This window comes from Pseudomonas aeruginosa (assembly GCF_001457615.1).
GTDB lineage: Bacteria > Pseudomonadota > Gammaproteobacteria > Pseudomonadales > Pseudomonadaceae > Pseudomonas > Pseudomonas aeruginosa.
Map to the genome: position 1 here is coordinate 3,404,893 of NZ_LN831024.1, position 19,772 is coordinate 3,424,664.

Here is a 19,772-nt window from a genome sequence, read left to right on the forward strand (position 1 = left end):
GGCGAGCACCAAGAGAAACGGAAACCGGCCATTATCCGGGAACTCCGGGCAAAAGTCCCAGCTCTCCGCCGTACGCGTCGCTACTTGCCGGCCTCCCCGCCGCTCTCCGGCACGTAGATCATCCGTCCGTCGGCCAAGCGGTAGGTCACCCCGGCGCGGCTGCCCTGCCCTTCGCCGATCTCGCCGCTGGCCTGGTAGCGCTTCAGCTCCTTGCCGTCCTTGACCAGCATGCGCATGTCCGCCTCGCCGGGATTCTCGACCACCACCACCTTGTCCTGGCTGAACGGGTTGAGCGGGTTCTGCACGATGACGATCAGGAGGATGCCGATCACCACCAGGAACAGGTCGATCAGGTTGACCATCGAGAGGATCGGGTCGTCCGCCTCGTCGTGTTCGAGGAAGCGCATCAGCCGGCCTCCCGCGCGCGTTCGACGGCGCGCAGTTCCTGGAGCAGCCAGCGGCGACGCACGGTAAGGATGAAGAAGGTGATGCTGGCGGCGACCAGGGCCAGGATCACCGCGGAAAACGCCACCACCAGGTTCTCGCCGATCCCCTGGGCGTCGTTGCGGGTCAGCGCCAGCAGTGCCGGTCCCATGGGGATCATGGTCGCCACCAGGCCGAGCATCGGCGCGCTGCGCGAGGTGATCCGCAGCCATTCCAGGCGCTGCATGATCCACAGTTCGAGGTCGTCGCTGTTGCCGCCATGCAGCGCCTGCCAGGCCGCCAGGCGCGAGCGGTAGCGCCCGCGACGGCGCTGCCAGGCTTCCATGGCGAAGCCGCCGAGGGCGACGAAGGCGTAGGCCAGCGCGGCGAGGATCAACAGCAGCACCGGCAGCAGGAACAGGCGGGTGAGTTCGTAGAGGCTGGTTTCCAGACCATTCATGAGCGATTTTCCATCGGACGACGATTGACTACGGACTGCCGGACGGCGCCGGCGGCGAACAGCGCGAGCAGCACGGCGGCGGCCAGCCGGAGCCACGGCTGCGGCTCGCCGGACGGCGGCGGCGCGACTTCTTCGAGGACGCGGCCGCTGACCGTTTCGCCGGCACCGGACGCGGCCGCGCCCTCTGCCTGCGCCGCGGCCTCGCCGAAACCGCCGGCCATCCGTTCGATGAATTCACGGGTGGTCGCCGCGCCGACCTCGCCGGCGCCGGCGGCCGCCAGTTGCCGCCAGCGCTCGGCCAGTTCGCGGCGGGTCTGCTCGCTGGCGTCCCAGTAGCCCTTGCGGATGGCCTCGGCCATGCGCGCGATGATCTGCGCCTGGGCGGTCGGATTGTGCGTTTCGAACCACTCGGCGAGACCCAGCTCGCGGCGGTCCATGACGAAGGTGTCGTGCAACGCCTGCCACTGGTCGGCGCGGACCATGGTGCGATCCGCCGCCTGCCAGCCCCACAGGTTGTTGGCCAGGTCGAGCATTTCCAGGCTGCCGGCGTAGCCCTCGCGCTGCATCGCGGCGATCCACTGCGGGCTGAGGTAGCGCCCGCGCAGCTCGCTGGCGAGGAACTGCGCGGCGGCCGTGGTGCGCGGCTGGCGCTGGCGCAGGTCGGCGATGTACAGCGCCGGGCTGGCGCCGTCGAGGTGGCGTACCGCCAGCGACAGGCCGCCGAGGTACTCGAACGGGTGGTCGGTGGAGAGCACGCCGTTGAGCGTCGAGGAGCGCGAGAGGATCGCCGCCTGTACACCCTTCAACTGTTCGGCGAACAGGTTGCCGCCATCCAGCTTCACGCCCCAGTCGCGACTGCCGTAGGCGTACTGCAAGCGCCCGAGGAACTGCTCGGCGAGCGCCGAGTCGTCGTCCCAGCGGGTGGAATCGAGGGTCAGTTGCGTTACCCCGGTGCCGTAGTCGCCCGGCGCATTGCCGAACAGCCGCAGGCGCGACAGGCGCTGCGCCAGTGGCGCTTCGACGCCGCGTTCGCGCAGGCGCCGCTCCAGCGCCTGGCTGTTGCGCGCCAGCGGGTTGCCCGGCTCGTCCAGCGCGGCGAGGCGCTCGATGGCCTCGGCGAGCAGGCGCATGAAGCCGTCGAACTGGTCGCGGTAGACACTGGTCACCTGTAGCACCACGTCCACCCGTGGACGCCCCAGTTCCGCCGCCGGCACGATGTCCAGCGCCAGCAGGCGGCCACCGGCGTCCCAGCGCGGGCGCAGGCCGAGGGCGTGCAGCGCCTGGCTTTCGACGATGCCCAGGTGGCGCATGGTTTCCGACGACCAGAGGCTGAAGGCGAGCTTTTCCGGCGCCCTGCCCTGGTGCTCGGCGCGGTAGCTTTCCAGCAGTTGGCCGAAGGCCTCGGCGCCGGCTTCGTAGGCGGCGCGGGTCGGTACCTTGTCGGCCTCGAAGGCGAACAGGTTGCGCCCGCTGGGTACCTGCGGATTGCGGATCGGATCGCCGCCCGGCCCGGGCGCGACGAAGCGCCCGGCGAGGCCGGCGAGCAGCGCCTCCAGTTCGCCGGTGTCGGCGAGCTGGCGGTCCAGTTCGCGGGCGCGCAGCAACTGCTCGCGCAGGCGCGGATCGGCCACCTTGGCGATCTCGCCACCGTCGCGCAGGTAGCGTTGCAGTGTGCGGTAGGCACGACCTTCCCGCAGCGCCCTGAAATCGGCGGCGAACAGTTCGTCGGGGTCGAGACCGAGCGCGCGGTAGTAGGGCTCGCCGAGCTGCTGCATGACGGTGCCCAGGCGCAGCTCCGGCGAGGCGGCGACACCGAAGGTGTGCAGCCCCAGCGGCATCGCCGAGCCGGCGAGTCGGTGCAGGTGGTCGTGGAGCACGCCGAGGAACGCCGGGAAATCCTCGCGCATCGCTACCTCGCTCCAGCCCAGGTCGTCGTTCATGTGCGCCGCCCGCACCGCCGCGCGGATCTGCTCGGCGCTGCGTTCGCGCACCGCGCCCTCGTCCAGTTGCTGGTATTCGTGGATCAACTGGTGCAGGTCGCGCAGTTCGTCGTACAGCCCGGCCGGGGCGAACGACGGCGTCTGGTGGCTGACGGTGACCGCGCGCCCGCGCCGGCGCGCCTGGATCGCCTCGCCAACGTTGTCCTGGATGTACGGGTAGAACACCGGCAGGTCGCCGAGCGTCCGCAGCGGGTAGTCGCCCACCGCCAGCCCGCGGTCCTTGCCGGGTAGCCATTCCTGGGTGCCATGGGTGCCGAAATGGATCAGCGCGTCGGCGCCGAAACCCTCGCGGACGAACTGGTAGACCGCCAGGTAGAGATGGTCCGGCGGCACCGCGCTGTCGTGGTAGGCCTCGCCCGGACGGCCGGCACGCGGCGGCTGCGGCAACAGCAGCAGATTACCCAGGCGCGCCGCCGGGAACACGAAGCGTCGCTGGCCGTCGATATCGCGCAAGGCCCAATGTCGACGCGGGTCGCCCCAGCGCGCGCGCATCTCCTCGCGCAGATCCGCCGGCAGCGCCTCGAACCAGTGCAGGTAGGCGTCCAGCGGCAGGCTCGCGGCGAGGCCGTCGCGATACAGCGCGTCCAGGGTCTGCGGCCGGTAGTAGCCGCCGAGCAGGCGCTGGGCGGTATCGATCAGCGCGCTTTCGTCGCTCGTCGCAACCCGGTAGCCGGCCGCCCGCAGCGCTTCGCCGAGACGGGCCAGGCTGGCCGGTACATTGAGATGCGAGGCGGCGACGTTCTTCTCGCCCTCCGGGTGGTTCCAGAACATCAGCGCCAGGTGCTTGTCCGCCGCCGGCAGGCGACGCAGGCGCAGCAGCCGGTCGAGCTTGTCCAGCAGGGCCTCGGCCTGCCCGGCCATCAGCTTCGGCTCGCCGTTCTCCAGGGCGCTGATCACCAGCGGATCGCTCATTCCCCAGGTTTCCGGCATGCCGAGGAAGGCCGCCGCGGTACGCGGCGCCACCCCGCTGGCGGCGGCCAGCCAGTCGGCCTCGTTGCCGTCGCGGTAGCCGAGGGTCTGCAATACCGGCACGTCCAGCGCGAGGAACTCGGCACGGCGCGCCGGGCCGTTCTGCAGGTGCTGCAGGTTGACCAGCGCCTGGACATCGGCGCCAGCGAAGGACTTCCTCAACGCTTCCGGATCGCTGTCGTCGAACCACACCGCCAGCGGCGCCTGGCCGTGCCGCTCGCTACGCCGCAACAGTTCGTCGATGGCGCCGGTCTGGGCGTCGGCGATGGCGCCGCGCGGGATCAGGAAGGCGATGCGCGGGGCGTCGCTGGCCCAGCGCGAGGCGCCCCAGGCCAGGTAGTCGGCGAGGCCGGCGAACGGCGCCGGTGCGTCGGGATGATAGAAGCCGGCCTGCGCCAGGGGCTGCGGCGCCGGCAACGCGTCGACGGGCAGGCCGGCATGCCAGCGTCGGACCGCCTCGAACAGCCGGCGCAGGTTGGCTTCGCCGCCGTTCGCGTAGTAGCCGACCAGGCGCCCGCCCAGCGCCGCCGGCAGGTTGCCGAAACCCGGCGGACCGCCGCCGACGCGGATCCAGGGTTGCGTCCCGCCTTGCAAGCGCTCGCCCAGCGCCTGCTCGACCTGGGCGCGATCGGTCGGCCGCGGCGTGTCGAGGATCAGCAGGTCGCCGCCGTCCAGCCACTCGCCGGGCGGCGCCTCGCCGATGCCGAGGCGCAGGCCGCGCAACTCGACACCGGCCTCGCGCGCCCAACCGGCTAGGCGCTGGTGCTTGCCCGGGAGGACGAAATCGCTGCTGAGCAGACGCACCTGGGCCGGCTCCGCCCAGGCACAGAGACTGGCCAGCAGCGCGCCGCAGAAGAGTAGCGAACGGCGCATCAGAAGCTCGCCACCAGGCCGAGATGGAAGGTCCGCCCAGGTTCGGCATAGGTGAAGTGCGTGTCGTCGTCGGCCAGGCGCTGGTCGCCAAGGTTCTCGATGCCGCCGCGCAGCGTCAGGTTCTCGCTGAGTTTCTGGCTCAGCTCCAGGTGCCACAGGCTGTAGGCCGGCAAGGCGTAGCCGACGTTGCTGCTGTAGGCCACCTGGCTGCCGACGTATTCGGTGCGCAACTGGGCGCTGAAGCGGGCATTGGGGCTCCAGCGCAATTGGCTGTTGGCGAGGTGCCGGGAGCGATCGCCGAGGCGCTGGCCGGCGGTGCGGTTGCGCGCGTCGAGGTAGGTGTAGTTGAGTTCCCAGCGCAGGTCCGCCGGCAGGTCCACGCCGCCGCCCAGCTCGAGGCCGCGGATCCGTGCCCTGTCGACGTTCTCGTAGTTGCGTATCTCGCCGCCGCGCACCCCGCAGCGCGCTACGCAGACGGTCTGGATCAGGTCGCGGACATCGTTCTCGAACACCGTGCCCTTCAGCGACCAGCCATCGCCCTGGTAGTCGGCGCCCAGTTCGTAGGACGTATTGGTCTCCGGCTTCAGGTCGGGATTGCCGTAGATGGTGAAGCGCCCGCCGCCACCGACCGCCGCATACTCCGGCGATAGCTGCTTCAGGCTCGGCGCCTTGTAGCCGCGGCCGACGCCGGCGCGCAGGGTCAGCGCATCGGAAAGGTGGTGCAGCAGGTACAGGCGCGGACTGCTTTCCCAGCCGAACGCCTCGTGCTTGTCGAAGCGGCTGCCGAGGGTCAGCGACCAGTCCGGGCCGAAGGCGATCTCGTCCTGCAGGAACAGCGCCTTGTGTCGCGCGCTGGCGTCGCCGGCGGTATTCACCGAGCGATCCTCCAGTTCTTCCTTGCGCCATTCGCCGCCGAGGGTGAAGAGATGTCGCTCGAAGGCCGGCACGCTGAGGTGGCCGTCGACCACGCTGTCGGTAAGGCGCTGCGGGTTGCTCGGCGGTTGTCCGTCGGAACGCGCGTTGTGCCGCTCCAGGCGGTTGCGGTAGGTGCGCAGCTGGCTGCTGCCCCAGTCCCACTGGCCATTGTGGGCGAGCGACCAGCGCTCGCGTTCGATCACGTCGCGCGACTCGTAGTAGCGCGAGCGCGACCCTCCGGTCTCGCTGTTGCGCCAGCGTCGTTCGCGCCCGCGCTGGTGGCCGAGGTCGATGCGCTGGGCGTCGTCCGGGGTCCAACTGAGGTTCAGCCCACCGCTGTCGGCGTTGCCGCCTTCCAGCTCGGAGAGTCGGCGCTCATCGGCGTCCGGGGTTTCCTGCTGGCGGCGGCTCTCGCCGTTCAGGGCGAGGCCCAGCTTGCCGGGCACCAGCGGCCCGGCGAGATAGGCGCCGAGCTGGTGGCTCTGCCCGCCGAGGCCGTCCTCGCGCACGCCGCCATCGAGCAGACCGCTACCCGTCCAGGTATCGGTGGCGCGCCGGGTGATCACGTTCACCACCCCGCCGAGGGCTTCCGAACCGTAGAGCGAGGACATCGGTCCGCGTACCACCTCGATACGCTCGATGCTCTCCACCGGCACCCAGCCGAGGTCGAAGTCGGAATGGGCGATGGCCCCGGACGAGGTGGAGATCCGCTGGCCGTCCACCAGCACCAGGGTGTGCTCGCTGGACATGCCGCGAACGCTGATGCCCCGCCGGGACATGCCGACGCCGTTGAACTGCAGGCTTTCCGAACCGCGCAGGGCTTCCTGCAGGTCGCGCACCGGGCGCCGCCGCAGGTCCTCGGCGGTGATCAGCGAAACGCTGGCCGGGGCGTCGCGCAGCTTGCGCTCGGTAGTGGTGGCGCTGACCACGGTCGGCTCCAGGTCGACCGGCGCGGCCAGCGCCAGGCAGGGAAGCAGGTAGAGGAACGGCACGGCGCGGGCCAGCCGCAGCGGAGGAAGACGGTGCGGGGAGGAATGGGGGGTCATGGTCGGCAGGTATGAATTATGAATATTTATAAGTTATAACATAACATTTTCTCGAATGAAGAATGCCCGCCGTTTCTTCTTCGTCGAGGCGAGGGAACGTCTCGCTCGCCGTATCCCTCGAAGCACAGGACCCCACTCTCAACCGGGCATGCCCCCCTGGAGGAAAGATGACCGCAACCGAGCAGATCATGGCGCTCCTGGAACGCTGGGACCGCCAGCAGGAGGGCTACATCCGCCAGCGCGAGGAGCGCTACGAGGCGATGTTCCAGTTGCTCGAAGACCTCTTCGGCCGCGACGGGCGCTTCACCGCCATCGACGCCGCCTGCGGCCCGGGCTCCCTCGGCCGGCGCCTGCTCGAACGCTTCCCGGCGGCGCGGGTGGTGGCGCTGGACGCCGACGTCATGCTGCTGGAGATCGCGCGTACGGCGCTGGCCGGTTTCGCCGAGCGGGTCCGCGTGGTGGAGTGCGACCTCACCGATCCAGGCTGGACCGAACGGGTCGCCGAAGCGCGCGAGTCCCTCGCCGGCGAACGGCCCGCGGCGCTGCTCTCTTCCACCGCGTTGCACTGGCTGTCGCCCGCCGAACTCGCCGGGTTCTACGCCCAGGCCGGCGAGCTGCTCGCCCCCGGCGGCGTGCTGCTGAACGCCGACCACATGCGCTACGACCGACGCTGGCCGGGACTCGCGGAATTGTCCCGGAAGCACCGCGAGCGGGTCCTCCAGGCGTCCGTGGCCAGCGGCGCGGACAGTTGGGAAGACTGGTGGCAACGCGCCGCGCAGATCCCCCGGCTGGCCCCGCTGAAGGCGCAGCGCGACGCCCATTTCGCGCGGCGCCCGCTCAGGCGCGCCAGCGAAGACGAAGACTGCTCGCTCGATTTCCATCTCGCCGCCCTGCGCCAGGCGGGCTTCGCCGAGGCCGCCACGGTCTGGCAGCAGTTGGACAACTACGTGGTCTTCGCCCGCCTCGCCCAGGCCTGATACGCCGTCACCCGGGCACGGGGAATACCTCCAATGGAACCCGGGCAATCCGCCGGACGTTGACGCAGATCAACGACGGCTCGGCGTCGCTCGCCAGAATCCACAACATCTTGTTGTTTTGAAAAATCAAAACACATCATGTTGTGGAGAAGTTGAAATGACCCAGCCCCGGAAGGCTACCTGGCCGGCCACCCTGCTCAAGCGCAACGGACGTGAAGTCCCTTTCGATCCCGGCAAGATCGAACGCGCCATCGCCGCCGCCGGCCAGGCCACCGGCGAGTTCGACCCGCAGCAGGCGCAGGCGCTCGCCGAACGCGTGGTGGAACGCCTGCCGGAGCGCGCCTGCCTGGATATCGAACGGGTCCAGGACCTGGTCGAACGGGTGCTGATGGAGGCCGGCCACTACCCCACGGCGCGCGCCTACGTGGTCTACCGCGAACGCCACGGCCGGCTGCGCCGCGAGCGCAAGACCCTGGTGGACGTCGCCGCGTCGATGAACGAATACCTGTCCCGCGAGGATTGGCGGGTGCGCGCCAACGCCAACCAGGGCTATTCCCTCGGCGGGCTGATCCTCAACGTATCCGGCAAGGTCACCGCGAACTACTGGCTGGATGAGGTCTACGATGCCGACATCGCCGCCGCCCACCGCGACGCCGACCTGCATATCCACGACCTCGACATGCTCGCCGGCTATTGCGCCGGCTGGTCGCTGCGCACCTTGCTGAACGAAGGCCTGAACGGCGTGCCGGGGCGGGTCGAGGCCGGTCCGCCGAAGCACCTGGGCAGCGCCCTGGGGCAGATGGTCAACTTCCTCGGCACCCTGCAGAACGAGTGGGCCGGGGCCCAGGCCTTCAGCTCCTTCGATACCTACCTGGCGCCCTACGTGCGCAAGGACCGCCTCGACTACGCCAACGTACGCCAGGCCCTCCAGGAGTTCATCTACAACCTCAACGTGCCGTCGCGCTGGGGCACCCAGACGCCCTTCACCAACCTGACCTTCGACTGGGTCTGCCCGGACGACCTGCGCGACCAGGTGCCGCGCATCGGCGGCGAGGAGATGCCCTTCGCCTACGGCGAGCTGCAGGCCGAGATGGACCTGATCAACCGCGCCTACATCGAGGTGATGCAGGCCGGCGATGCCCACGGCCGGGTATTCACCTTCCCGATCCCGACCTACAACATCACCCACGACTTCCCCTGGGACAGCGACAACGCCACGCGCCTGTTCGAGATGACCGCGCGCTACGGCCTGCCCTACTTCCAGAACTTCCTCAACTCGGACATGCAGCCCAACCAGGTGCGCTCGATGTGCTGCCGCCTGCAACTGGACGTGCGCGAACTGCTCAAGCGTGGCAACGGCCTGTTCGGCTCGGCGGAGCAGACCGGCTCGCTGGGCGTGGTGACGATCAACTGCGCGCGCCTGGGCTATCGCCACCGTGGCGACGCCGCCGGCCTCTACCGCCAGCTCGACCACCTGCTCGAACTCGCCTTCGCCAGCCTGGAGCTGAAGCGCAAGGTGATCCAGCAGCACATGGATGCCGGCCTCTATCCCTACACCCGACGCTACCTGGGTACCCTGCGCAACCATTTCTCCACCATCGGCGTGAACGGCCTGCACGAGATGGTGCGCAACTTCAGCGACGACCGCGAGGGACTGCACAGCGAAGCCGGGCGCGAGATGGCCCTGGCCCTGCTCGATCACGTGCGCGCGCGGCTGGTGGGTTTCCAGGAGGACAGCGGGCACCTCTACAACCTGGAAGCCACGCCCGCCGAGGGCACCACCTATCGCTTCGCCCGCGAGGACCGCAAGCGCTATCCGCGCATCCTCCAGGCCGGCACGCCGGAGGCGCCCTACTACACCAACTCCTCGCAACTGCCGGTGGGCTTCACCGACGACCCGTTCGAGGCACTGGAGCTGCAGGACGCCCTGCAATGCAAGTACACCGGCGGCACCGTGCTGCATCTCTACATGGCCGAGCGGATTTCCTCCGCCGAAGCCTGCAAGACCCTGGTGCGCACCGCCCTCGGTCGCTTCCGCCTGCCGTACCTGACCGTCACCCCCACCTTCTCGATCTGCCCGCGGCACGGCTACCTGGCCGGCGAGCACGAGTTCTGCCCGAAGTGCGACGAGGAGCTGCTGCAACGCTCCACGCCCAAGAGCTGTTGCGGCGGCTGCGGCGGTTGAGTCGCCTGTCGTTCCTTTCATCCACCAGCAAGGAGTACCACCGATGAACCCCAACCAGTTGCCCGAAGGCCAGCGCCAGCGCTGCGAAGTCTGGACCCGCGTGATGGGCTACCACCGTCCCGTGGCAGCGTTCAATGCCGGCAAGCAGTCCGAGCATCGCGAACGCCGCCATTTCCGCGAGACGCGATGAGCGCCACGCTCAGGGTCGGGGGCCTGGTGCCCCTGACCACCCTCGACTACCCCGGCCTGCTCGCCTGCGTGCTGTTCTGCCAGGGCTGCGCCTGGCGCTGCCGCTACTGCCACAACCCGGAACTGATCGCGCCGCGCGGCGCGGAGGAAATCCCCTGGCCACGCCTGCTCGAATTCCTCCGCCGACGCCAGGGCCTGTTGCAGGCGGTGGTCTTCAGCGGCGGCGAGGCGACCCTGCAGGCGGCCCTCGGCGACGCCATGCGCACGGTCCGCGAACTGGGCTTCCGCGTCGGCCTGCACAGCGCCGGCATCAACCCCCGCGCCTTCGCCCGGGTGCTGGGGCAGAGCGACTGGGTGGGCTTCGACGTCAAGGCGCCGGCCGAGGACGTTGCCGCCATTACCGGCGTGGACGGCAGCGGCGCGGCCAACTGGCGCAGCCTGGAATACCTGCTGGACAGCGGCGTAGCCTACGAATGCCGGACCACGGTGCACTGGGGCTTGTTCGATAGCGAACGCCTCTGGCGCCTGGCGACGCGCCTGCGCGGGATGGGGGTGGAGCGCTTCGCCGTACAACTGGCGCGCCCGGCCCGCCAGCTCGATCCGCAGCTTCTCGCGAAGCCCGCGCCGCAGGGCGCTGCGCAGCTATGGCGAGAACTGGAAGAGCTGTTTCCCGCCTTCGAACTGCGCGACGCCTGAGCCTCCGGTTCAGCGGCGCCGCTCGGGCCTGCCAGCTCGCTCGGACAGGGCGGGCAGTCCCGACCAGGCCTGCCCTTCACAAGACTCATACGATCGTACGAGAGCACCTTCTCGATTCCTAGTTGCGTCCAATTGTCGCGGACGGCGCCGCTCGCCACCCTTGCTCCAGATTCAGCGACCCCGGACCCGCGCCATGAAACTCACGCTCACCCCTCCCCTGACCCCCAGCCACTGGATGCGCTCGACCGACCTGGCCGACGCCGCCAGCGCCCCCCTCGTCGGCACCCACTCGGCGGACGTGGCGATAGTCGGCGGCGGTTTCGTCGGGCTCTGGACCGCCATCACCCTCAAGCAACTGGAGCCGGACGCACGGGTCCTGCTGCTGGAGCAGGACGTCTGCGGCGGCGGCGCTTCCGGCAGGAACGGTGGTTTCGTGATGTCCTGGTGGCCGAAGATCGGCACCTTGCTGGGCTTCTGCAACGAGGCACAGGCGCGCTTCCTTGGCGAAAGCGCGGAGCGGGCGATCCAGGAACTCGGGGAGTTCTGCGCGCGGCATGACATCGATGCGCACTTCCAGCAGAAGGGCTGGCTGTGGACCGCCACCACGGCGCACCACCTCGACGCCTGGAACGATACCCTCGCCGCCTGCGAACGGCTCGGCGTCAGTCCCTTCGAACGCCTCGACGCCAGCGAAGTGGCACGCCGGACCGGTTCGCCGGTGCATCTCGCCGGGGTCTTCGAGCGCAGCAATGCCACCGTGCAACCAGCCTTGCTGGTGCAAGGCATGCGCCGCGTGGCGCTGGCCCTCGGCGTGGAAATCCACGAGCGCTGTGGCGTCAGCCAGATCGTTCCCGGCCAGCCGGCACAGCTGCTGAGCGCCGGGGCCCGGGTCCAGGCCAAGGCGGTGGTTCTCGCGACCAACGCCTGGTCGGCCGCCCTGCCCAGGCTCTCCAGGCTGATCGTGCCGGTGAACAGTTCCATCGCGGTTACCGAGGCGATACCGCAACGGCTGGAGCGAATCGGCTGGACCGGCGGGGAAGCCATCACCGACTCCCAACTGATGGTGGACTACTACCGCACCACCCGCGACGGGCGCATCGCCTTCGGCAAGGGCACCGGCGCCATCAGCTACGGCTCGCGCATCGGCCGGGTATTCGACGTCGACCGGGAGAGCCTGGCCCTGACCGAGGCCGACTTCCGCCGCACCTATCCCTCGCTAGGCGACATCCCGCTGGTCGACGGCTGGTCCGGCCCCATCGACCGCACCTACGACAGCCTGCCGGTCTTCGGCCGCCTGCACGAGAACATCCACTACGGCATCGGCTGGAGCGGCAACGGCGTGGGACCGAGCCGCCTGGGCGGGCGGATCCTCGCCAGCCTCGCCCTCGGCCGCGACGACCCGTGGAGCCGTTGTCCGCTGGTAGAACGCCGCTGCCGGAGCTTCCCCCCCGAGCCGCTGCGCTACCTGGGCGGCTCCCTGGTGCGCAACGCCGTCCTGCGCAAGGAACGCGCGGAACTCGCCGGTACCGCGCCCTCGGCCACCGACCGCTTTCTCGCGCGCTTCGCCCCTGCCGGCCTTGAAGACAAATCCTGAGGAGCCCATGGCATGAACCCTTCGCTCATCCGTCTCGACGACGAAAGTCTTTTCACCTCGCCCACGCCCGTCGGCCAGCCCCTGGGCGAACCGGTAGCCCTGACCCGTACCGCGGCCCACCGCCCGCTCGCCGACGGCAACGGCGTGACCGGCATCTGGGAATGCACCCCGGGGCGCTTCCGCCGACAGGTCGAGCAGGCCGAGTACAGCTACATCGTCAGCGGTGAAGGTCGCTTCACCCCGGACGAGGGCCAGGCCGTGGAGTTTCGCGCCGGCGACGCACTCTATTTCGCCGCTGCCACCCAGGGCACCTGGGACATCCGCCAAACCGTGCGCAAGACCTACCTGATCTTCGACTGACCCCGAAGAACCGAACTCCACCGCCCTGACAGAGGAAACAAGAAATGGGTATGCGAGAAGCGAACGACAACGCATCGGGCCTCAAGGCCCATCCCCTGGGCTCGCTCGAGACGATCGCGATCATCATCGGCACCAACATCGGCGCCGGCGTGCTGAGCATGGCCTACGCCGCCCGCAAGGTCGGCTACGTGCCGTTGCTGGTATGCCTGGCCCTGACCTGCCTCTTCTGCATCGTCACCATGCTCTACGTGACCGAAGCCTGCCTGAGAACCCGCGGCAACAACCAGCTCAGCGGCCTCTCCCGGCGTTACCTGGGCCCGCTCGGCGGCTGGCTGATCTTCATCGCGGTGGCGGCCAACAGCTACGGGGCCCTGGTCGCCTACATGACCGGCAGCGGCAACATCATGCTCGAGTTCTTCGGCCAGTACGGCCTCACGCGCGAGGTCGGCAGCCTGATCTTCTTCGTCCCCTCGGCGCTGGTGCTCTACCTGGGCCTGAAGGCGCTCGGCGTGGGCGAGAAGCTGATCAGCGCCGGCATGGTGGCCATCGTCTGCATCCTCATCGGCGCTACCCTGATGCACGACGACGCCCGTCTCGCCCACCTTTGGCAGAGCCAGTGGCAATACGTGGTTCCAGTGTTCAACCTGGCGGTCTTCGTGTTCGGCGCGCAGTTCCTGGTTCCGGAGCTGGTGCGCGGCAACCTGGCAACCCCCGGGCGCCTGCCGCGCCTGATCGTGGTCGGCATGCTGCTGACCTTCCTGCTGGTGGCGGCCATTCCTGCCTCGGTCATCGCCCTGGTCGGCCCCGACAACCTCAGCGAGGTGGCGACCTTGAGCTGGGGACGCTCCCTCGGCCAATGGGCCTACTACGTGGCGAACACCTTCGCCTTGCTGGCGATGCTGACCTCCTACTGGGGACTCGGCGGGTGCCTGTTCACCAATATCTTCGACCACTTCCGCCTGGGCAGCGAAACCAACCGGCGCAAACGCCTGGCGGTGCTCGCCGCGGTCTCGGTCCCGCCGTTCCTGCTGGCCTATGCGGGGCTCGGCGGCTTCGTGAACGCGCTGTACTTCGCCGGTACCTTCGGCGGCGTACTGATGGGCATCATCCCCATCCTCCTGCTCAACGCGGCGCGGCGCCACGGCGACCAACTGCCGGCATTCAGCTGCGGCTGGTATGCCCATCCGCTGATACAGGGGCTGATCGTCCTGGTGTTCGCCTCCAGCGGGGTCTACGCGATCGCCTCGGCACTGGGGATGCTGCCCGCCAGTTGGTGACACGGCGCGCTGCCTGCGCCCGGGGCGATTACACTGAAGGCCCATGCCTGGAGTTTCCTGGACATGCCGCAGAGCATCCGCCACCTGATCGCCCTCCCCGAACTCCGTTCACGCCTGCTGAGCGGAGCCGGCGGCCTCGACCGCCCGGTTCGCTGGGCGCATGTCTGCGAACTCGACGACCCCACCGAATGGCTCGGCGAGGGTGACCTGCTGATGACCACCGGGCTGGGCATACCGAGCGAGGCCGAGCGGCAACGGCGTTACATCCGAAGACTGGCCGAGGCCGGCCTGGCAGGCATGATGATCGGCGAGAACATGGAAGCCCCGAGCGACCTCGATGCCCTGCGCGAGACGGCCGAGGCCCTGGGCTTCCCGTTGATTCTCACCCACTACGGCGTCCCTTTCGCCGCCGTGACCCGGGCCATCGTCGATGCGGGGCAGAAAGACGAATACGAGCGCCGCAACGCCCTGGCCCGGATATACGAAAGCGCCCGGCTGAGCATGCAGGGTCTGGGCCTGCCGGCGCTGCTGCAACGCCTCGGCAAGGACGTGCGAAGCAGCCTCTACCTCATCGTTCCCGACACCCTGGCGGCCTGGCAGCCAGGCCTGCCAGGGCTGCCCGTGGAGTTGGCCGACGCGCTGCGCAACCGCCGTCGCGAGCAGGCGGAGCCGCAGCCGATGGTCCTTCGCCATCCGCTCGCGGAAGGCGAAGCGCTCAGCATCGGCATTCCTTCCGACCGGAACTGCCTGCTGATAGCCCTGGGCGAGCGGCTGCCGGACTACAGTCTCCTGCACCACCTGACGGCAGTGCTCGGCATAGAGATCGAACGGCTGCGCGTCGAAAGCGAACGCCACCTGCGCCTGGGTTCGGAATTGCTCGACGACCTGCTGCAACGACGGCTATACCGGGAACAAGCCGAGGAGCGGCTGGAGGAACTGCTGCCCGGGCTCGACCTCGACGATGCAGTCGTTTCCATGGCAAGTTCCGAGGGGCTCGCGACCGACCCTATCGGTCTTTTCCGGGGCCACGACTCACGCCTGCTGGTTCGCGCGCAGGGCCAGGAAATCATTCTGCTGCACCAGGCCGGCCTCGCCTCGAAGCTGCAGGAAGCCCTGGACAGCTCGCTGGGCGTGAGCGCCCCGCTCCGTCGTGCCGAACGTTGCGCCGAGGCCTTGCGCGAAGCGCGCCTGGCCCTGGCCCACAGCCATTCCCGGCGACCGTTGTGTCGCTACGCGGAACTGGACGACGAGGCGCCCTGGCTACCCAGAAGCCTCGCCGAGGCTGAGCGGGCGTTCCGCCTGGTCCTCGGCGCCCTCCACGACTATGACGCGGCCAATGGCTCTGCACTGCTATACACGCTGCAGGTCTTTCTCGAGGAAAACAGGTCCTGGTTGAACGCCGCGCAGCGGCTACACATACACAAGCAGAGCCTGGTCTACCGGATACGCCGCATCGAGGAAATCAGCGGTCGCTCGCTGGACAGCACCGCCGATGTGGCGACCCTCTGGTTCGCCTTGCAGGCAACCCGGCTGTCGCCGGAAGCGAGGGGCAGGACGGCGAAGAGCAGCCTCCTGGAGCAGTCCGCGCACCATGGCGGCGACATGGACTGACGGCGGAGCCCGATACCTGGCGCTTGCAGGGCGACGCCGCCGCCAACAGGCGCGGCCAGGAACGGTTGCCTGGCAGCGGCGTGGCCTGTGGATGCCGGACCACGGTGCATCGCAGCGAGCGTCTTTGCGAATGCATTAATCCCCCTTGCTAGCTAGCCACCCCGCCGCTGGAGCGGCGCGGCCCGCGCTTCTAGGCTCGAACGGTAAGACGGAAGCCCATCGGCGCGGCGCAAAGGAGGCCTGCGATGCGTAACGGAATCGACGCTGTATCCGCCCCGCTACCCACCCTGTTCGTATCTCCGCCGGCGGTCTTCACCGCCTCCCTCGAGCGACTTCCCCCACGCGCTCGGCAGGCCCCCGCCGCCCAGCGCCCGCCGGGGTCGCCCGGCATTCCCGGCAGCGCCCGGTTGCAGACTGGCGCCACCACGTCTCACTGACGTCCCAACGCCGACGGCCATACCGTCGCAAGCGCTTCATCCCCCCGCGATCCGCCCGTCGCGCTCGTCCCCATCGGGACCAACCGGGCCGCCCCCGGCCCGCTCCTTCGAACCTGCGTGGAGTCCATCCCATGAACGGAAGCAGATCCACCTTTCTCTACCTTCTCGCCGCCGCCGGCCTGGCGCTGACACCCGCGGCCCAGGCCGACCGGGGCAACGACGTGGTCGCCCGGCTCAACCAGTTGTACAACGACACCCGCCAGGATTGCGGCGGACCGTCGAAGCCGGCATTCCTCTGTTCCGGCGTGCTGTTCCGCGCCACCTGGCCTTCGACCGACTACATGTTCTACAGCATCAGTCCGAAGAGCCAGAAAAGCGGCGGCGTCTCCGCCTCCTACCTGCGCAAGGACGCCAAGTACCGCAAGCTCGCCTATGGCCTGAAGAGTGGCTTCATCTTCGACACCATCTTCGGTAATCCGAAGGACCACCAGGACTATGCGGTGCTCTGTTCCTTCCCCATCGACGCCGCCACCGACGACCGCGCCCAGCAGGGTTGCACCGATTCGCGGCGCACGCCGAACAGCGTCGAGAAGTCCTGCCAGGACATCAACGTCAGCACCGCCGAGCAGTGGGCGGCGAACTACCGGCAGAACCGCGGCGACCATTCGCGGCAGTGCTCCTTCGACGTCCGCGACGAGCGCAATACCGCCGCCGGCCCGGCCTTCTACCAGAGCATCCGGGCGATGGCGCAGATCGCCGACGAATCCTTCACCACCCAGAACGAACTGCGCCTGGCCAAGTGGGAGGAAAACCCGCCGAAGTCGCCGTCGATCCTCGCCGCGTTCTACACCGAGGACGCCGGCCTGGAGGGCGCTCGGCTCAACCAGATCCAGTGGTATCAGTCGGTCCAGGCATTCCTCCCGATCATCAACATGCGACTGCCGCAGACCCGCCAGCAGGACGCGCAGTTCGCCTACGACGGGCGTAAGCAGGCGATCTACCCGACCAGCGAGAAGAATGCCTGCGAGCGCTATGTGGAAAGCGCCACCTGGGTGGAGCGCGACGATCCGGGCTTCAGGAAGAAGATCATGACCCTGGAAGTGGTACCGACCGATTGCGGGCGCAAGATCCAGGACAACCAGACCAACAATTTCTTCAACGAGCTGGTGGTCGACCACTACCTGGACAGCGAATGGAAGGACAACCCGGACAACCGCGACAGCAATATCGGCAGCATGCGCCGACAACTGGTCTGCCACTTCAACGTCGCCCGCAACAAGCCCGAGTGGAACCTGGAACCCTCGCGGCCGTACACCTCCAACGAGGACTCCATCGCCAAGGGCTGCAATAACACCTGAGGCCGCTCCGCGGGGGCGCTACGGCGTCCCCTGCGAACAGCGATATGGCCTTTTGATATCACACGCTCTACCATGCCGTCTTTCCAAGCCGCCAGGGAACGAACGCATGGCTTTCGATGCCGCCCGCTATGTCCACCGCTACTACGCCAGCCTGGCGCCCGCCCCGGGCAACGAATACCCGCGCCTGAGGGCCTGGGAGTACCTCTGGGAGTATGTCTGGGACCCCAGTCGCAGCTGGGACGACCTGACCGCCCCCGAACAGCTCGACACCACCGCCCTGCACCTGGGTTTCTACCTGGCCAACTGGGGCATGTTCCGTGGCTCCTCGGGACTGCTGCAGAACAGCAACCTGGACCTGATGAAAGCGCTGGCCCGGCAGCTCTTCAGCGGTGCCGGACCGGAACTCTTCGAGCTGTCCCTGGTGGATTTCGCCGGCAACGGCGCGCGCCTGGCGCACAACCGCAAGCTGCTGGAAACGGTACTCGGGTCGATGGACGCCCTCAGCAGCCGGGTGAGCTGGACCGACACCCTGAAGAGCAAGATCCTGCTCGGCGTCTGGGGCGAGTTTCCCGCCCTCGACCGCCACTACGTGGCCGCCTGTCGCGCGCTGTATCCACGCCGGGGCCTGACGAGCGTCAACGGCGGGACCCTCACCGCGCTGCACCGCCTGATCGGCGAAGAAAGGCTGTCGTTCCCGCGCCTGGAGACCGCCCGCAAGGGGCTCCTCTACCCCACCGGGCGCCTGGCCGACATGGCTTTCTTCCAGTACGGCCTGGAAAACGCTTGAGGCGCTGCGCCGCCGATCCGGGGGACTTGTAGGCATGCCCTCGCTGTAAGTAGTATGAGACTCATTCTCAATTACAACAGCGATCCCCTCCATGCCGCCGGCCGACGCCTCCCTGCACGACGCTGTGAGCCATCTCTACCAGGACCACCATGGCTGGCTGCAAGGCTGGTTGCGGCGACGCCTGGGCTGCGCGGAAAACGCCGCCGACCTGGCCCAGGACACCTTCGCCCGCCTGCTCGCCTCGCGCCGGGTACTGGATGCGCGCGAACCGCGCGCCTACCTGACCACCGTCGCCAAGGGGCTGATGATCAACTGGTTCCAGCGCCAGTCGCTGGAGCGCGCCTACCTCGATGCCCTGGCCAACCTCCCGGAAGACCTCGCGCCGCCGCCGGAACAGCGGTTGATGGTGCTGGAAACCCTGCATGAAGTAGACGCCCTGCTCGGCAGCCTGCCGGACAGGGTCCGCCAGGCGTTTCTCCTGGCGCAGATCGAAGGCCTGAAGTACGAAGCCATCGCCGAGCGCCTGGGCGTGTCCCTGGGTTCGGTCAAGCGCTACATGCAGCAGGCCTTCCGCCAGTGCCTGGAGCTGATGGAATGAACGCCGCGGACGAAGGCCGGATTCCCTCGCCGATCCTCGACGAGGCCGCCGAGTGGCTGGTGCGCCTGCAGGACAGCGGCTGCACCGACGACACGCGCCAGGCCTGCGCCCAGTGGCGGCAGCGCAGCCCGCAGCACGCCCATGCCTGGGAGCGCGCCGAGCGCCTGCTGCAATGCCTCGGCCGACTGCCGCCGGCGCTGGCCCTGCCGACCCTCGGCCGCGAGCGCGGGCTGGACCGGCGGCGCGCGATCAAGCACCTCGCCCTGGTCCTCGGCGGCGCCTCGCTGGGGCTCGCCACCTGGCAGGCCGAACCGTTGCGCGACTGGCTGGCCGACCAGCGCACCGGCGTCGGCGAACAGCGCCGCCTGACCCTGCCCGACGGCAGCCTGCTGACCCTGAACACCGACAGCGCCGTGGACCTGGCCTTCGACGCCAGCCAGCGGCTGGTACGCCTGCTGCGCGGCGAGATCTTCGTCGATAGCCGCGCCGACCCGCGTCCGTTCCGCGTCGCCACCGCCGAAGCGCGGCTGCATGCCGGTGCCGCCCGCTTCAACGTACGCCAGGAGATGGCCGCGACCCGGGTCGCGGTACTCGCCGGGCGGGTCGAACTGAGCCCGCTCCACGGACGCGGGCGCTGGCTGGAAAGCGGCGAATCGGTGCGCCTGGGCGCCGACGGCGAAGCGCGCCGGCTGGCCTTCGACGGCCTGCCGGACGCCTGGACCCGCGGCATGCTGATGGCCGACCGGATGCCGCTGGCCGAGGTGCTCGCCGAACTCGCCCGCTACCGTCGCGGCGTACTGCGCTGCGACCCGCAACTGGCCAGGCTGGCGGTGTCGGGCGCCTATCCGCTGCTGGACCTGCGGCGCACGCTGGGCATGCTGCAGGCCACCTATCCGCTGAAGGTGCGCGGGGTGACCGACTACTGGATCAGCCTGGTGCCGGCGTGACGGCGCGGCCGCCATCCCCGTGGCAACCGCCCCATCGCGTCCACCCCGGCAGGCCGTCCGCCGTTGCGCC

General features: G+C 69.0%; 16 protein-coding genes. 12 read left to right on the forward strand and 4 right to left on the reverse strand.

The annotated features are described in order from the left end of the window. Positions 1–80: 80 nt before the first annotated feature. From AT700_RS15490 to AT700_RS15505, 4 genes are read right to left on the reverse strand one after another with little or no spacing between them, the layout of a single operon-like run. Positions 81–407, reverse strand: coding sequence for a DUF2149 domain-containing protein (locus AT700_RS15490; RefSeq protein WP_003088238.1), 327 nt, complete (start codon positions 405–407; stop codon positions 81–83). After that, positions 407–883 (reverse strand): MotA/TolQ/ExbB proton channel family protein, encoded by a 477-nt coding sequence (locus AT700_RS15495; protein ID WP_003088234.1) that lies wholly within the window; start codon positions 881–883, stop codon positions 407–409. Before AT700_RS15495 ends, AT700_RS15490 begins: the two co-directional genes overlap by 1 nt. After that, entirely contained in the window at positions 880–4,725 is a 3,846-nt protein-coding gene (cobN, locus tag AT700_RS15500) for a cobaltochelatase subunit CobN (RefSeq protein ID WP_048521135.1), read from the reverse strand. Before cobN ends, AT700_RS15495 begins: the two co-directional genes overlap by 4 nt. Beyond that, positions 4,725–6,686 (reverse strand): TonB-dependent receptor domain-containing protein, encoded by a 1,962-nt coding sequence (locus AT700_RS15505; RefSeq protein WP_031653165.1) that lies wholly within the window; start codon positions 6,684–6,686, stop codon positions 4,725–4,727. Before AT700_RS15505 ends, cobN begins: the two co-directional genes overlap by 1 nt. A gap of 167 nt (positions 6,687–6,853) precedes the next feature. Between AT700_RS15505 and AT700_RS15510 the strand changes: the two genes are divergently transcribed. The 12 genes from AT700_RS15510 to AT700_RS15565 all read left to right on the forward strand — a co-directional run bounded on the left by AT700_RS15510 (position 6,854) and on the right by AT700_RS15565 (position 19,702). Continuing rightward, positions 6,854–7,663: a class I SAM-dependent methyltransferase gene (locus AT700_RS15510; RefSeq protein WP_003088221.1), complete on the forward strand. Its 810-nt coding sequence runs from the start codon at positions 6,854–6,856 to the stop codon at positions 7,661–7,663. Between the two features lie 157 nt (positions 7,664–7,820). Beyond that, on the forward strand, positions 7,821–9,848 hold the full coding sequence (locus AT700_RS15515) for a ribonucleoside triphosphate reductase (protein ID WP_009876299.1): 2,028 nt from the start codon (positions 7,821–7,823) through the stop codon (positions 9,846–9,848). 43 nt (positions 9,849–9,891) lie between these two features. Continuing rightward, positions 9,892–10,038 (forward strand): anaerobic ribonucleoside-triphosphate reductase, encoded by a 147-nt coding sequence (gene nrdD / locus AT700_RS15520; RefSeq protein WP_003088212.1) that lies wholly within the window; start codon positions 9,892–9,894, stop codon positions 10,036–10,038. Beyond that, complete coding sequence (locus AT700_RS15525; RefSeq protein WP_031684711.1) at positions 10,035–10,733, forward strand: anaerobic ribonucleoside-triphosphate reductase activating protein; 699 nt, start codon at positions 10,035–10,037, stop codon at positions 10,731–10,733. The genes nrdD and AT700_RS15525 overlap by 4 nt, the downstream gene beginning before the upstream one ends. A 193-nt stretch (positions 10,734–10,926) precedes the next feature. Next, on the forward strand, positions 10,927–12,327 hold the full coding sequence (locus AT700_RS15530; protein WP_048521136.1) for an NAD(P)/FAD-dependent oxidoreductase: 1,401 nt from the start codon (positions 10,927–10,929) through the stop codon (positions 12,325–12,327). Positions 12,328–12,339: 12 nt separating this feature from the next. Beyond that, positions 12,340–12,687, forward strand: a complete 348-nt coding sequence (locus AT700_RS15535) for a cupin domain-containing protein (RefSeq protein WP_023108104.1) — start codon at positions 12,340–12,342, stop codon at positions 12,685–12,687. Positions 12,688–12,731: 44 nt separating this feature from the next. After that, the gene (locus tag AT700_RS15540) at positions 12,732–13,964 is read left to right on the forward strand and encodes an aromatic amino acid transport family protein (RefSeq protein ID WP_023108105.1); all 1,233 of its coding nucleotides are present in this window, start codon (positions 12,732–12,734) and stop codon (positions 13,962–13,964) included. Between the two features lie 63 nt (positions 13,965–14,027). Continuing rightward, a complete protein-coding gene (locus tag AT700_RS15545; protein ID WP_031686710.1) occupies positions 14,028–15,575 on the forward strand; it encodes a PucR family transcriptional regulator in 1,548 nt (515 codons plus the stop codon). A 568-nt stretch (positions 15,576–16,143) separates the two neighbouring features. Beyond that, positions 16,144–17,370 carry a DUF2599 domain-containing protein gene (locus AT700_RS15550; protein ID WP_003112111.1) on the forward strand — a complete coding sequence of 409 codons (1,227 nt, stop codon included), beginning with the start codon at positions 16,144–16,146 and terminating at the stop codon, positions 17,368–17,370. 106 nt (positions 17,371–17,476) lie between these two features. After that, positions 17,477–18,157, forward strand: a complete 681-nt coding sequence (locus AT700_RS15555) for a hypothetical protein (RefSeq protein WP_003114933.1) — start codon at positions 17,477–17,479, stop codon at positions 18,155–18,157. A 91-nt stretch (positions 18,158–18,248) separates the two neighbouring features. Continuing rightward, positions 18,249–18,755, forward strand: coding sequence for a sigma-70 family RNA polymerase sigma factor (locus AT700_RS15560; RefSeq protein ID WP_003088185.1), 507 nt, complete (start codon positions 18,249–18,251; stop codon positions 18,753–18,755). Beyond that, positions 18,752–19,702 carry a FecR domain-containing protein gene (locus tag AT700_RS15565; protein WP_003114934.1) on the forward strand — a complete coding sequence of 317 codons (951 nt, stop codon included), beginning with the start codon at positions 18,752–18,754 and terminating at the stop codon, positions 19,700–19,702. Before AT700_RS15560 ends, AT700_RS15565 begins: the two co-directional genes overlap by 4 nt. Positions 19,703–19,772 lie beyond the last annotated feature (70 nt).